Raw genomic sequence first — 13782 nt, forward strand, 5'->3', positions numbered from 1 at the left:
CCGCCGAGAAAGAAAGGCCCATGACTTCCGCGAACTCCACCCTGTTCTCCCCGATAAAGGCAGGTGACCTGCACCTGTCCAACCGCATCGCCATGGCACCGCTCACGCGCAACCGCTCGCCCGATGCGATTCCCAAGGACATCACCGCCACGTACTACGCGCAGCGTGCGAGTGCCGGTCTGCTGATCACCGAGGCCACGGCCATCGACCCGTTCGCGCAGGGCTATTCCGACGTGCCGGGCCTGTACGGCACCGAGCAGCTCGACGGCTGGAAGAAAGTGACGGCCGCCGTGCACGCTCGTGGCGGCAAGATCGTCACGCAGCTCTGGCACGTGGGCCGCGTCTCGCATGTGGATTTGCTGCCGGACGGCGATCCACCGGTCGCGCCTTCGGCGATTCAGGCCAAGACCCGCACCTTCCTGATCGACAAGGCCACGGGCGAGGGCCAGTTCCTGCCGACCTCCAAGCCGCGCGCGCTACAGGCCAAGGAAATTCCGGTCATCGTCCACTCCTTCGTGCAGGCTGCGCGCAGCGCCGTCGAAACCGCAGGCTTTGACGGCGTGGAGATCCATGCGGCCAACGGTTACCTGCTCGACCAGTTTCTGAAGGACGGAGCCAACCACCGTACCGACGACTACGGCGGCTCGATCGAAAACCGCGCCCGCCTGCTGCTCGAAGTCACGCGTGCGCTGGCCGATGCGATTGGCGGTGGCAAGGTCGGCATTCGGCTCTCGCCGGTCACGCCCGCCAACGACATCGTGGACAGCAACCCGCAGCCGCTGTTCGACTACGTCGCCAAACAGCTTGCGCAGCTTGGCCTGGCCTATATCCACGTGATCGAAGGCGCGACCGGTGGCCCGCGCGAGATTGCGGACCGTCCGTTCGACTACGGTCAATTCAAGGACAGCTACCGCCTCAACGGCGGCAAGGGCGCATGGATGGTCAACAACGGCTACGACGCTGCGATGGCCGCGCGCGCCATCGAAAGCGGCCACGCCGACATCGTCGCCTTTGGCAAGCTGTTCATCGCCAACCCCGATCTGGTCGAGCGCCTGCACGACAACGCGCCGCTCAACGCCTGGGACCAGACCACGTTCTACGGCGGCGGCGAAAAGGGCTATACCGACTACCCGAAGCTGGCCTAGGGCCTGTTCACCCAACGCACGGGGATCGCGTTGTGCAGTCTTGGGATGGGATGCAAGGCGCAGGCTCGAAGCAAGGTAGGTACCTTGCGAGAGCCTGCAACGCCGCAGACCGCCCAAGAATGCACAACCCTTCGGGCTTGCGCGACCCCGTGGGTTGTGTGAACACGCCCTAATCACGCAGAGCGCGGTCGGCCTCAGCCGTCCTTGCGCTCCTCGATCTCCTTGCGCGCCATCGTGGTGAACGCGTTGTCGATCTCGTCGGCGCGCAGGGTCGGCTTGCCGGTCTTGCGCAGCGCGTCGATCTGCTCCTGCATGCGCGTCGCCACCTGCATGAGAACGCGGTGCAGCCCGAGCTGCTGACGCCGCGAATGTTCGAGGTGCTCAGACACCGGATGCATCGCCGACTGCACCAGCCCGCCCAGAAGCTGCGCAGCGCGCTCCGAGGCATCCGTGGCGGCAGACCCCTTGCCGTTCTCTGACGCGCGCACCAGCGCCTCTCCAATGCGCCTGAGTGACTCGTCCGAGGCCTGTTGCGCGCCCTGCAATTGCGCGAGCAGCTCGGCCCATTCGCTGGCCGACCGCTGCGCCTGCTTTTCGTTCTGCGAAAGGCTTTGCGCGCTGCCGGACTGCTGGGCGCTTGCGAGATCGCGTGTCGCCGCCACCAGATCAACGAGTTGCGAGGCCACACGCGTGCCCGCATCGGCGCCCGCGCCGCCCATGGACTTCTGGCGCAGGAACCCGGCTTTGATCTCCTCCCAGCGCGCGGCCTCTCCGGGGCTCAGCGCGCCGCGCAGTTCGCGCAGCTTGAGCAGGTTTTCCTCCGCTCCCGTGGTCAGCATCTGCGCCTCGCCCTGATAGTGGTCGTCGAGCATCTGCTGCATCTCGGCATCGTTCATCACCGGCGTGATCTTCTCCGAGAGCTTGTTCATGTTGCGATAGCTGCCCTGCAGCTTGAACGGCGGCTCCTGCCGGTACAGGTCGTCCTGCGCGGCGCTGTGGATGTATTGCTGGTTCACGCGGAAGACCGTCTCGCGCACCTTGAGCATGCGCGCGAGCGTGGCCTCGATCTCGCGCAGTTCGGCCGACGAGTATTCGTGACTCAGCGCGTTGCCCGACACGTCCTTGCCCTGCGCCTTCTCGATCAGCAGATAGAGGTCGTCGAGACTGCGCGTGGCCATCGGCGCGAGCACCGCATTCGAGGTCATGCTGTTCTCGATGTAGCTGAGCTTGAAGACCTCTTCCATGCCGCCGAGCACGTCGCCGAGGTTGTAGATGTCCGCGCGATTGGCGAGCATGTCGGGAATCTTGAAGACCTCGCCCGATTCCGTATACGGATTGCCCGACATGACGATGCAAAAGCGCTTGCCGCGAAGGTCGTGGGTCTTGGTCTGCCCGTTCCAGACGCCCTCGATGCGGCGCGTGCCGTCGGACAGCGAAATGAACTTCTGCAGGAATTCGGGATGCGTGTGCTGAATATCGTCGATGTAGAGCATCACGTTGTTCGCCATCTCGAGCGCGAGATTCAGCTTTTCGAGTTCCTTGGCTGCCGTCGCATCGGGTGCCTGCGCGGGGTCGAGCGAGCGCACCGAATGGCCGAGCGCCGGGCCGTTGATCTTCATGAAGATCAGGCCGAGACGGCTGGCCACGTACTCCATCAGCGTGGTCTTGCCGTAGCCCGGCGGCGAGATCAGCATCAGCAGGCCCATCTGGTCCGTGCGGCGGCTCTCGCCGACCGCGCCGATCTGCTTGGCCAGGTTGTCGCCGATCACCGGCAGGTAGCTCTCGTTGATGAGCTTGTTGCGCACGAACGAGGTCAGTGGCCGGGCCTTGAATTCCTCGACCCGGATGCGCTCGCGGTAGCCCTTGAGCACCTGCTGGCGCAACTGCTGGTAGCGCTCGAACTGCGGCACGAATACGCGGAAATGGTGCGCCGCGCGCATGCCGAGGTCGTCGATCTGTAGCGTCATGCGACCGTTGTCGATGCGCGGATGCTGGCCCAGCAGGCCCTGCACTTCGGTGCGCAGATCGACGTTGCTGACGGCATGCGGCACATGGCTTGCGCAGGTCAGCCACGAAGCCGCCTCGCCGCAATAGGCGAGCAGTGCGGTGCCCTCGGGCGTGCCGAGCGCCTTGCAGGCCGTCTGCAACCAGTGCAGCGCGCTGCGCCAGCGCTCGGAAAGCGGCGCGCCGTGGTGGCGATGCTGTCGATCATCGCCGCGCCAGTAGGCCTGCATCTCGTCCCATTGCGCCGGGTTCTGCGTGTCGCTGCGCAGCACGGTCTGCAACGCAGCCACCGCCGATTGCCCATAGCTCGAAAAGTGAAACCGCAGCGCCTTCTGCGCCAGTTCGGCCTGCAGGTAGTTCGCCGCCGAACGGATCAGGCCGTCGATGTCGCCGTGCGCGGACAGTTCGCTGAAGACTTCGAGCAGGCCGCTGTCGCTCGCAAACGTGTGCAGTTGGGCTCCGATGTCGGCCTGGAGATTCCTGAGTTCGGCATCGCTTGCAAACAGCGTCTGCATCGCGTGCGCATGCTGGGCACGGCGCGGCCATTGGGCAATCGCGCTCGCGAGCTGCGGCTGCTGGATGCGTTCATGTTCGCTCCAGAACAGCACCGCCAGCGCACGCGCGTCGGGGCCGAAGCGCAGCACGCCCGCCGCGTCGCGCAGCGGCAGCAGCGCCTGCAGAATCAGCGCCGCATCATGGTCGTGAATGCCGCGTTCGTAGCCTTCGCGATAGCGTGGCGCGGCAAATTCGCGCACCGCCTGCGTGAGCGCCGCGCCGTCCAGCACCAGTTGCCCGAGGCGCGTTTCGTCCCAGCCATCCGTGCGATTCTGCGCGGCCTGCATGACGTTGAGCGCCAGATATTCCGCACGCGAGAGATCGGGCGACTCGGCCACGGTCGATACATCCCAATACGCCTGCAACGCGGTGAGTTCAGGGTTGTTGACGGCCTCGAAATATTCCGTGCCGACCAGGTGCAGGAACAATTCGCCGTTGCGCGGCAACAGCGTGAGTTCCAGATCCTGATTGCCGACGCTGAAACGGTGACGCCCGAGCTTGATGACGTTGCCGCCACCCTCGAACAAATCGGTGCGATCCTGTAGCGAGCGAAACGCCTGATCGCGCAGCGATTTCACGCGCGTGTCGATGTCGTCGGCCTTCACCGGATCGAACAGCTCGGTGCGCAGACGCTGCGCGAGTTCCTTGAGCTTGGAGATCAGCGGATCGCCCGCGAAGAAGGCATGCAGCGCGTCGCTAGAGGCGAGTTTTTCGGTGCGCTTGGGCAGGCTTTGCACGATGCGCAGCGCCGCGTCGAGCACGCCCTGCGCGCGGCGCTGGCGTGCGTCCTGTAGCGACTGGCGCTGCGACTCGAAGGTCTCGAGCAGTTCCTCGCGCTTGGCGACGATGTCGTTCAGAAACTGTTCGTGCTCGCCGAACTGGCCTTCGATTTCCTCAAGCTGCACGAGCAGCCGCGCGAGCTGCTCGTCGCACTTTTCGGGTGTCTGCGCAAGGCCCAGCGCGTTGACGATGCTCTGCGAGAACAGCGCGAGTTGCGCGGCGAACTGCGCCACGTTTTCCGAACTGCCGAGACTCGTCTGGCGCTGCTGCGCACGCGCACGCACCTGGTTGAGCCGCGAGTAGAGCGTCGAGATGCGGTCCACCACCTGCGTGCGCTGCGTCGCGTCGTCGATCCTGAGGCCGCTCATCAGCTCCGAGAGCATGTCCAGCGCGCTCGAGATGCGGGTCATCTCCGCGAGCGGCTCCTTGATCTGCACCACCGTCGCGGCAGCCTGTGCCTGCTGATCGAGCTGCTGCAATGCATCCACATAGGGCTGAAGCGCCGCATCGGTGGCGATGAACGCGGCCGTGCGCTGCGATACCTCGCCCTGCATCTCGTTGATCGCCGCGACCATCGCATCGATGGCGGCGGTATCGACATAGCGCAGTTCGCGCGTGGACATGAGCTGGCCGCGCAATCGCGCAAGCTCCTCGAGCGCGCCGACGTGCTCGTCCACGGTTTCCCAGTCGCTGGTGCGCACGCGCTTGAGCAGCGCCGCATGCTGCGTGGAAACCTCGCTCATCGCGCGCGAGGAAGCCTGGCGGATGCTCTCGACCTTTTCGTATTCGTCGATCACGGCGTCGCCGGTCGCGACGATACCGTGCAGCACCTCGTTCATGGCCGCAAGCTGCGGCGTGTTGATCCATTGATGGCGCTCGAACAGCACGCGCGTGGTGTCGATCAGGCGTTCGTAGCGCGCGAGCGAGACCTCGGGCGCGGCGATTTCCTTGCGCACGCTGTAGATGTCGGAGATGCCGCTGACCATCTCCGCATTGCCGATGCGGCCCAGAAAGCTGTCCTTCTGCGGCTGGCTCGCGGCGAAATCCTCGGACGCGAATGGCGTGCGCCAGATCTGCATCGGATGCACGCGCGTCGCCTCGTCCCCGTCCGCCGCGAATATCACGATGCGCCCGTCGTCGAGCCTGGCGTAACCGTGACAGACGATGGGCGGCTGTAGCGCGCGCTCGATCAGGTTGTACTTGAACAGCGCCATGCGCCCGCTTTGCGGTTCGTAGAAGATGTAGAGCACATCCTCACCGTTGGGCGAGCGGATGCTGCGGCGAAAGCGCATGCCCTGCATGTTCTGCTCGAACGAGCGGTGCTCGCCGTTCTGCAGCACGTAGCCGCCCGGAAAGATGATGCCGTGGTCGTCCGGCAACTGGATGCAGGCACCCGCAATCGCGTCCATGCGCAGCACCTGGCGCGTGAGCGTGTTGTAGATGAGATAACGCCACTGCTCTTCGCGGTACGGCAGGATCTTCAGCAGCATCATGCTGCCGACCTGCGCGTACTCGAACACCGCATCGTCCAGCGACTGGTTCACCTCGGCCACGGGCTCGCTGTAGATGCCGAGGCCATCGTCGGTGTTGTTCTCGACCTTGACGGTGAGCGTGCCGCCCAGCGTCTCGACGAACACCTTGTCGAGAATGTTGATGTGCGGGAAGCGGCCCTGCACGAGCTGGTCACGTCCCGCGCGGTGCCACTCGAAGTCGAACGGTGACGGCAGCTCGATGTCGCGCTCGCCGCGGTTGTCGATGTATTTGACGGTCTTGCCGTCGGGCGAGATCGACCAGCGGAACACGCGCACGTCGGTGATGCGCTCGCCGATCTGAAAACTCGCCAGCAGCTTGTTGTCGCGCACCGCAAGCTGCATCAGCCGCGTGTTCTTGTAGTAGGCGTAGAGCTCCTGAAAGTCCTGCACGAAGCTCTGGATGCCGAGAAAACTGTCCTTGAGTTCAACCGGCGTGACCTCATAGCCATGCTCGGTTTCTTCAAGCCGGTAGAGCGCGAACACGTCCTCCACGCGCGTGGCCTGCTTGAGGCCCATGAACACGTTGTAGCCAAACAGCAGCAGGTCACCGACCTGCGTGATGTCGCGCCCGACGCAGTTGTTTTCGGTGCGCACGCGCATGCGGCCGATGACTTCCATCTGGCTGCGTCCAAACTCCTCGAGGCGATCCTCGTTGAGCTGGCGCACCAGCGATTCCAGCGTCTCGCCCTGGCTTGCGAGACGCTTGGCCAGCACTTCATACGATCCACCGCTGGCGACGGCCTGATCGACGATGGAGGCGGCTTGCGGTTCGACTGATGGGGTGGTTTCGGACATGGAGATCACGCGCTTTCACATGCTTTGAACAACGGCAGGTTTTGCCCCTCTCCCACGCCTGGAAGAGGGAACAATGCGGACTTCTTGCCCTACTCGGCGCCGGTCTGCGCCGGTGGCAGGCTCTTGCCGCTGTCTGCGCTGCCGCCGTTGAGCAGCGATGCCACGCCGCCCTTGCTGTTCAGGAACTTGCCGAGCAGCTCCTGCACGATGGGACTCTTGCCCGAGACACCCTCGATGGCCTTGCCCACCGAAAGCGCCTTCGCGAAGTTGTCGAAGAACGCGCCCTCGCCGCCCACGATGTCGATGTTCGCCTTGCTGAGCGCCGACGACAGCACCTCGGCCTGTTCCCTGGCGACGCTCTTGTTGGCCTCGATGGCCGCAAGCGCCTGCTCGAAGTTTTTTTCGAGCTGCATGCGGAATTCCTCGTGCGAGCGCGCCTGATCCGACAGACCACCGAGCGCGGTGAATTTCTCGGTCAGACCCTTGGCCTCAGCGAACAGCTTGTCGCGCAGCACGTCGGCCTCGGACTGGCCCACGTCGCGCGTGACCGTCGCCTTGGTCGCTCCCACCTGCGCCTCGCCGCGCGCCTGCGCGAGCAGCCGTTCTTCGAGCACCTTGGCATCGGCCAGGCCCTGCTTCTCGTTGGCATCCGCGGTCGCCTCGATCACGCGTGCATGGGCCAGACCCTTTTCCTGATCGCCCTTGGCTTCGGCAATCAGGCGTTCCGCGATCACCTTGGCCTGCGCCATGCCTTCCTTCTCGATGGCGGCGGCCGTGACCTCGCGCACCCTGGCATCGGCGAGACCCGGCGCGGCGCGTTCCACCTCGATGGCCTCGGCCATCTTCTTCTTGGCCTCGGCGCTCTTGCCGGCGGCTTCGAGTTCGGCCTGCGCGAGCGTCGTGACTTCCACGGCCTTGTGGCGCGATGCGGTCTCGTCGGCCTCGGCCTTCTTGACCTGACGCACCAGGTCTTCCTGCGCCGCCGCTTCAGCGGTCAGCACGGTGACCTGCTTCTTGCGCTCGGCCTCGGAGACCATGCGCACTTCCTTGATGCGCTCCTCTTCCTGCGCCACGGTCTTTTCCACCGCCACGCGCTCGCGGATCACGTTGGCGATGCTGGCCTTCTCGACTTCCACGGCCTTTTCCTTTTCGATGCGCTGCAGCTCCACTTCGCGTTCGCGCGAAACGATTTCGAGCTCCTTCGCACGCGTGACCTTTTCCACTTCGATCACCACCGCGCGCTCGCGGTTCTGCTGCGCCACCGCGACTTCACGCGCGCGATTTTCCTCGCGGATGTCGAGCTGCTCCTGCGTCTGGATGCGGGCCTGCTCGGCCTTCAGGCGCTCTTCTTCCTGCACCTTCTGCGTCTCGGCCTGCTCACGGGCCTGGATCGTCGCGATCTCGCGCTTCTGGCGTGCCTCGGCGTCGGCCTGCTGGCGGGCAAGCGCGAGCATCGCCTCCTTGGTCTCCACGTTCTTCTTGGTGATCGCGAGGTCGGCGTTGCGCTCCAGCTCGTTGGTGACGATGTTCTGGTTGGCCGTCAGCTCGGTGATCTTGCGGATGCCCTCGGCGTCGAGAATATTGTTCGGATCGAGCGACGACTTGGGCGTCTGCTCCAGATAGTCGATCGCCACGTCTTCGAGCACGTAACCGTTGAGGTCGTTGCCGATCACATGGATGATCTGGTCGCGGAAATCCTGGCGGTTCTCGAACAGCTTCACGAACTCGATCTGCTTGCCCACGGTCTTGAGCGCCTCGGAGAATTTCGCGTTGAACAGCTCGTTGACGGCGACCTTGTCGGAGGCGCGGTCCACGCCAATCGACTTGGCGACCTTGAGCACGTCTTCCGAGGTCTCGTTGACGCGCAGGTAAAAGGCCACGGTGATGTCCGCGCGCATGTTGTCCTTGCAGATCAGCCCCTCCTTGCCGCGCCGGTCGATCTCCAGCGTGATCAGCGAGATCTGCATGAACTCCTTCTTGTGGATCACGGGCAGCACCAGGCCGCCGGTGAACTTCACCTTGGGCTGCGAGGTCGTGTCGTTGATGATCAACGCCGTGCCCTGCGGAACCTTGATGTAGAAGGCCTTGACCATGGCGAGCATGGCGAAGATCAGGATGACGATGACGACAACCGCCACGCCGAGAACGATGTACCACTCGGAGAAGTTCAAGCTCATGGGTTCAGTCCCTCAAAAAAGAAAACAGGAGTCGGAAATGGAAAACACGGGGCGGTGGGCCGCGTCAGCGCGGCGGCAGTTCCAGACCGTCGAATTCGGCTTTGCTCACCACGCGCCAGGCGTTGTGATCCTTCATGTGTTCGATGAGCACGATCTGCGTGCCGCGCGGGAATTCGCGATCCGCCGAGCGCATCTGCACGTTGAGGCCACCGCCGCCATCTTCCACGCTGCCATAGCCCTGGGTCGCATTGACCACGGCGCTGCGCACGAGGCCGGTTCGGCCCAGCAGCACCTTGGCCTCTTCGGGTGGCGCAACCATTGCAATCGCCTTGCGCAGCGGCCTGAGCACGATCACCGTGGCGATGAAACCCAGCACCAGTGCAGCGGCAAACAGCGCACTTCCAATCGCGATGTTCAGCAGCGTCCAGCCCTCGGGCATGGGCACGAAATGCGCGAGCGTGTAGCTGATCAGCCAGGAGAGCAGGAACAGCACGGTGAGGATCACCGTGAGCGGAATGCCGCCGAGGCCGACCTTGAGCAGCAGGCCGGCGAGCGCGCCGATGGAGTCTTCCGCGCCATGCGAATGCGCGTGGGCATGTGCATGCGCGTGATGGCTGCCGTCGAACAGCGCCCAGTGATCCATGGAATCGATTTCGACCAGGCCGAAGATCGCGATCACCCAATACAGCAGCATGGAGAGCAGCAGCACTCCGAAAATGAATGTCGGAAAACCCAACGCGTAGTGCAAGAACGCTGCCATCTAGTCCCTCCATCAATGGATGATGTTGTTGGATGCCGCCTTTTCGTGAAGGCGGCGTTTTATCGACCATCGGAGCCCACGGGCGCGGTCGAGCGCCCCGGTGTCTGCCCTTGTCGGGCTTATTTTGCCTGTTGTTGCTGCGCCTTCAGGCGTTCCAGCACCGTTTGCGCACTGCCCTGCTGCGCGGTGATGCCGGCGGCGCGCAATTTGGCGTCAAGCACGTCTTCGCTGCCTTCGCGCGCGAGTTCAGCCGCGCTTTGCAGACGCGCGCCACGCTCGGCCTGTTTTTGCTTGATGCGCTCGAGCGAATCGAGCGCGTTCTGCACCCGCGACTGCGAGCCGGTGTAGCGACCGGCGACCGTGGCCTGGGCGCGCTGCACGCTCTCGGTGGCCTTCACCGTGTCGGCCTGCTGCTTGAGGCGCTTGATGTGGGTCTGCGCGGCATGGATCGCCGCGCGCAGTTCCTCGACGCTCTGCGTGTAGGCGGCGTTCTGCGCCTCCTCCTCGTCGCGCTGCACTTCAAGCAGCGAGATCTTGCCCGCCACTTCGAGCGCCAGCGCCTCGTCGTTGGTCTCCAGCGCCTTGATCGCGTAGCCTTCGTATTCGGCCACCTTCGTGCGCGTGGCCTGCAGCTTGCCGGAGGCGAGCTTCTGCTTGGCCATGATCTCGGCCAGCGCTTCCTTGGACTTGTTCAGATCGTTGTCCGCATCGCGGATTTCCTGATCGAGAATGCGCAGCGCCTGGCTGTCGGTGACAGCCTCGCCCGCTTCGTGTGCAGCACCGCGCAGCGCGGTCACCAGCTTGTTCCATACGGCCATGATGAACTCCTATTGCTGTGGGTTGTAAGGGACGGCTCGCGGCGGCTCAGGCGGACTGCGCCACGCGCGGCAGGTACGAGGCCAGCGCCTCGGTCACCTGGATCACGTTGTCGGCCAGCGTGAGGATCTCGCAGAGGATGTCGTCGCTGCTGGCCGATGAGCGCAGCGCGGCAAACATCACATAGCCTTCGCCGCCCGCGCCCAGCGGCTCGAGTGCGATCGTGGCGAACGGGAACAGCTTCTGCAGGCGCAGGATCTGCTCGTTGAGCCCCGCACGGTCGGCGACGTCGCTTGCGGACCAGAGAAAGGACTCGACCACCAGTTGATCGCCCGAGAGTGCCAGATGCACCGGCAGATCGCCGAAATCCGGCAAGGTGACCAACAGGCTGGCATCGGCGCCTTCGAGCACCTCCACCTGCAGCTTGCTTTCCTTGCCCAGGGCCGAGGCCTTGAGGTCGGCAGCGAGGCTGCGAACATTCCAGTACGAGTGAGAGCCGGTTTCCATGTCATCGTCCTCCTTGTCATGTAACGTCAATGAACCCGCTTGCGCCTTGGGCAGCCGCATCCGCTTTTCCAGCCGTTGCAGCGTCACCCCATGCTCGGGAAGTATCCAGACCTCCTTCTTCACCAGCCCTTGCTCACGCAATCGCTGGCGATGCAGTCTCTGGTAGTGGGCGGATGTTTTTTCTTCCATGTAGACACTTTACATTCATTACATGTGATGTTGACATGTAATTTGTATCGACATGTGAGGTGACATGAATGAATGCCAAAAGGGCTCCCACCGCTGGCAGCGGCAGGAGCCCATGGGCGCGCATGCAGATCGCGGCGATTACTTCTGCTTCGGCTCCCAGCGCTTGAGCAGCAGTGCGTTGGTCATGACGCTCAGCGAACTCAGCGCCATTGCCGCACCGGCCACCACCGGGCTCAGGAAGCCCAGCGCCGCGAGCGGAATGCCGGCAATGTTGTATGCAAACGCCCAGAACAGGTTCTGGCGGATCTTGCGCACCGTGCGGTGCGAGATGTCGAGCGCCGCGGCCACGAGCTTCGGGTCGCCGCGCATCAGCGTGATGCCCGCGGCATGCATGGCCACGTCCGTGCCGTTGCCCATGGCCATGCCGACGTCGGCGGCGGCCAGCGCGGGTGCGTCGTTCACGCCGTCGCCGACCATCGCGACCACGTGACCACCCTGCTGGAGCTGCCGCACCGCCGCGGCCTTGTCGCCCGGCAGCACCTCGGCCATGACCTCACCCGCGTCGGGATCGAGCCCCAGGCGCCGCGCCATCGCATGGGCCGCGCCCTTGTTGTCGCCCGAAATCATCACGCAGCGCACGCCGCTGGCCTTGAGCGCGGCCAGTGCTTCCCTGGCACCGGGCTTGGGCTCGTCGCCGAACGCCAGCAGCGCGACCGCCACAAGCCCGCTGGTGCGCCGTTCGGCGACCGCCGATACCGTGGCACCCTGCTCCTGCAAAATCGCCGCCTGCCGCGCGAGATCGCCCAGCTCGACGCCCAGTTCCTGCATCCAGCGAAGGCTGCCGATCAAATAGCTTCTCCCGGCGACTTCGCCCTCGGTGCCCCGGCCGGGAACGGCGCGCACGCCTTCGGGCTCGGGAATCGCGACGTCACGCTCGCGCGCCGCCGCCAGTACCGCGCGGGCCAGCGGGTGTTCGCTGCCGCTTTGCACGCTCGCCACGGCGGCCAGCGTCCGGGCCTCATCGCTTGCCGGTTCCACGTGAAACGCTATCAATCTTGGTTGGCCCACGGTCAGCGTGCCGGTCTTGTCGAACGCCACGGTATCGACCTTGTGCGCGATCTCCAGGGCCTCGGCGTCCTTGATCAGAATGCCGTTCTTCGCGGCCACGCCCGTGCCCGCCATGATGGCCGCGGGCGTTGCCAGGCCGAGCGCGCAAGGGCAGGCAATCACCAGCACCGCCACGGAGTGGATCAACGATGCCTCGACGCCCGCGCCGGTCCACATCCAGCCTAGAAAGGTCAGCAGCGCAATCACCAGCACCACGGGCACGAAGATCGACGACACCTTGTCCACCATGCGCTGGATCGGTGCCTTGGCGGCCTGCGCGTCTTCGACCAGACGGATGATGCGCGCCAGCACGGTCTCCGAGCCCACGGCCGAAACCTGCATGATGATGCGGCCATCGCCGTTGATCGACCCGCCCGTGAGCGCCGCGCCCGCCTCGCGCACCACCGGCAGCGGCTCGCCGGTCAGCATCGATTCGTCGACCTGCGTGTGGCCTTCAAGCACCTCGCCATCCACGGGAATGCGTTCGCCGGGACGCACGACCAGTCTGTCACCCGCCATGACCTCGGCAATCGGCACGTCGACCTCGCCATCGCGCCCGAGCAAATGCGCCACGTCCGGGCGCAGCGCATGCAGCGCGCGGATCGCCGCCGTCGTCTGCCGCTTGGCGCGCGTTTCCAGCCACTTGCCAAGCAGCACCAGCGTGATCACCACGGCCGACGCCTCGAAGTACAGATGCGGCACATGTCCCGGCTGCGCGGTGAACCAGAGCCACAGGGACAGGCCGAAACCCGCGCTGGTGCCAATCGCCACCAGCAGATCCATATTCCCCGACAGCGCCTTGACCGCGTGCCAGCCCGCCTTGTAGAAACGCGCCCCGAGAATGAACTGAACCGGCGCGGCCAGCAGGAACTGCGCCCACGGCGGCAGCATCCAGTGCTGGCCGAACAGGTCGCCGATCATCGGCAGCACCAGAGGCGCAGACAGGATCAGACCGATGGCCACCGGCATGAAGCCCGCCCACGGCGAGGCCGATTCCTCATCGGCCTCCTGCTCGGCCGCGCTGCGCGGCTCGTAGCCCGCATTGCGCACGGCGCGGCGCACGACCGCATCGATGTCGGTGGCAGAGGCATCGGGCCCGAAGGTCACGTGCGCGCGCTCGGTCGCCAAATTCACGGTGGCATCCTGCACGCCGGGCACCTTGCGCAGGGCACGTTCCACGCGGCCCACGCAGCTCGCGCAGGTCATGCCGCCAATGCCAAGATCAAGCGATTGCAGGTCTGAAGGGGTGATTGCTGTATCGGTCATGGGCTCAAAGTTAAAGCCTCACATCATGTGAAGGTCAAGCGAATGATTGAACAACGCCAAAAAAAAGACTCCTCGCGCTCGACGACGCAACACCGCACACGGGCCAAGGGTACTCTGCAATGTGTTCCGATGACTCACTGGTCACGGCA

7 protein-coding genes are annotated in these 13782 nt (G+C 64.7%); 1 reads left to right on the forward strand and 6 read right to left on the reverse strand.

Features of this window, described 5'->3' with window-relative positions:
* Positions 1–20 precede the first annotated feature (20 nt).
* Positions 21–1145: an alkene reductase gene (locus H9K75_RS12945; RefSeq protein ID WP_187722989.1), complete on the forward strand. Its 1125-nt coding sequence runs from the start codon at positions 21–23 to the stop codon at positions 1143–1145.
* Positions 1146–1339: 194 nt separating this feature from the next.
* On the opposite strand, the gene H9K75_RS12950 is transcribed toward H9K75_RS12945, so the two are convergent.
* The 6 genes from H9K75_RS12950 to H9K75_RS12975 form a co-directional block, all read right to left on the reverse strand.
* Positions 1340–6811 carry a DNA repair ATPase gene (locus H9K75_RS12950; RefSeq protein ID WP_187722990.1) on the reverse strand — a complete coding sequence of 1824 codons (5472 nt, stop codon included), beginning with the start codon at positions 6809–6811 and terminating at the stop codon, positions 1340–1342.
* A gap of 89 nt (positions 6812–6900) precedes the next feature.
* Positions 6901–8988: a hypothetical protein gene (locus H9K75_RS12955; protein WP_187722991.1), complete on the reverse strand. Its 2088-nt coding sequence runs from the start codon at positions 8986–8988 to the stop codon at positions 6901–6903.
* Positions 8989–9052: 64 nt separating this feature from the next.
* Entirely contained in the window at positions 9053–9748 is a 696-nt protein-coding gene (locus H9K75_RS12960) for a ubiquinone biosynthesis protein UbiH (protein ID WP_187722992.1), read from the reverse strand.
* A gap of 119 nt (positions 9749–9867) precedes the next feature.
* On the reverse strand, positions 9868–10566 hold the full coding sequence (locus H9K75_RS12965; RefSeq protein WP_187722993.1) for a PspA/IM30 family protein: 699 nt from the start codon (positions 10564–10566) through the stop codon (positions 9868–9870).
* Between the two features lie 46 nt (positions 10567–10612).
* On the reverse strand, positions 10613–11260 hold the full coding sequence (locus H9K75_RS12970) for a YjfI family protein (protein ID WP_187722994.1): 648 nt from the start codon (positions 11258–11260) through the stop codon (positions 10613–10615).
* Positions 11261–11398: 138 nt separating this feature from the next.
* Entirely contained in the window at positions 11399–13633 is a 2235-nt protein-coding gene (locus tag H9K75_RS12975) for a heavy metal translocating P-type ATPase (RefSeq protein ID WP_187722995.1), read from the reverse strand.
* Positions 13634–13782: the final 149 nt, after the last annotated feature.

Source organism: Diaphorobacter aerolatus, from assembly GCF_014489535.1.
In the GTDB taxonomy this organism is placed as follows: Bacteria; Pseudomonadota; Gammaproteobacteria; order Burkholderiales; family Burkholderiaceae_C; genus Diaphorobacter_A; species Diaphorobacter_A aerolatus.

What these genes read in the sequence shown, in the direction of transcription:
- H9K75_RS12970 (WP_187722994.1), bottom strand. Translation starts at nt 11,260, where the DNA reads ATGGAAGAAAAAACATCCGCCCACTACCAGAGACTGCATCGCCAGCGA.
- H9K75_RS12960 (WP_187722992.1), bottom strand. Translation starts at nt 9,748, where the DNA reads ATGGCAGCGTTCTTGCACTACGCGTTGGGTTTTCCGACATTCATTTTC.
- H9K75_RS12945 (WP_187722989.1), top strand. Translation starts at nt 21, where the DNA reads ATGACTTCCGCGAACTCCACCCTGTTCTCCCCGATAAAGGCAGGTGAC.
- H9K75_RS12950 (WP_187722990.1), bottom strand. Translation starts at nt 6,811, where the DNA reads ATGTCCGAAACCACCCCATCAGTCGAACCGCAAGCCGCCTCCATCGTC.
- H9K75_RS12965 (WP_187722993.1), bottom strand. Translation starts at nt 10,566, where the DNA reads ATGGCCGTATGGAACAAGCTGGTGACCGCGCTGCGCGGTGCTGCACAC.
- H9K75_RS12955 (WP_187722991.1), bottom strand. Translation starts at nt 8,988, where the DNA reads ATGAGCTTGAACTTCTCCGAGTGGTACATCGTTCTCGGCGTGGCGGTT.
- H9K75_RS12975 (WP_187722995.1), bottom strand. Translation starts at nt 13,633, where the DNA reads ATGACCGATACAGCAATCACCCCTTCAGACCTGCAATCGCTTGATCTT.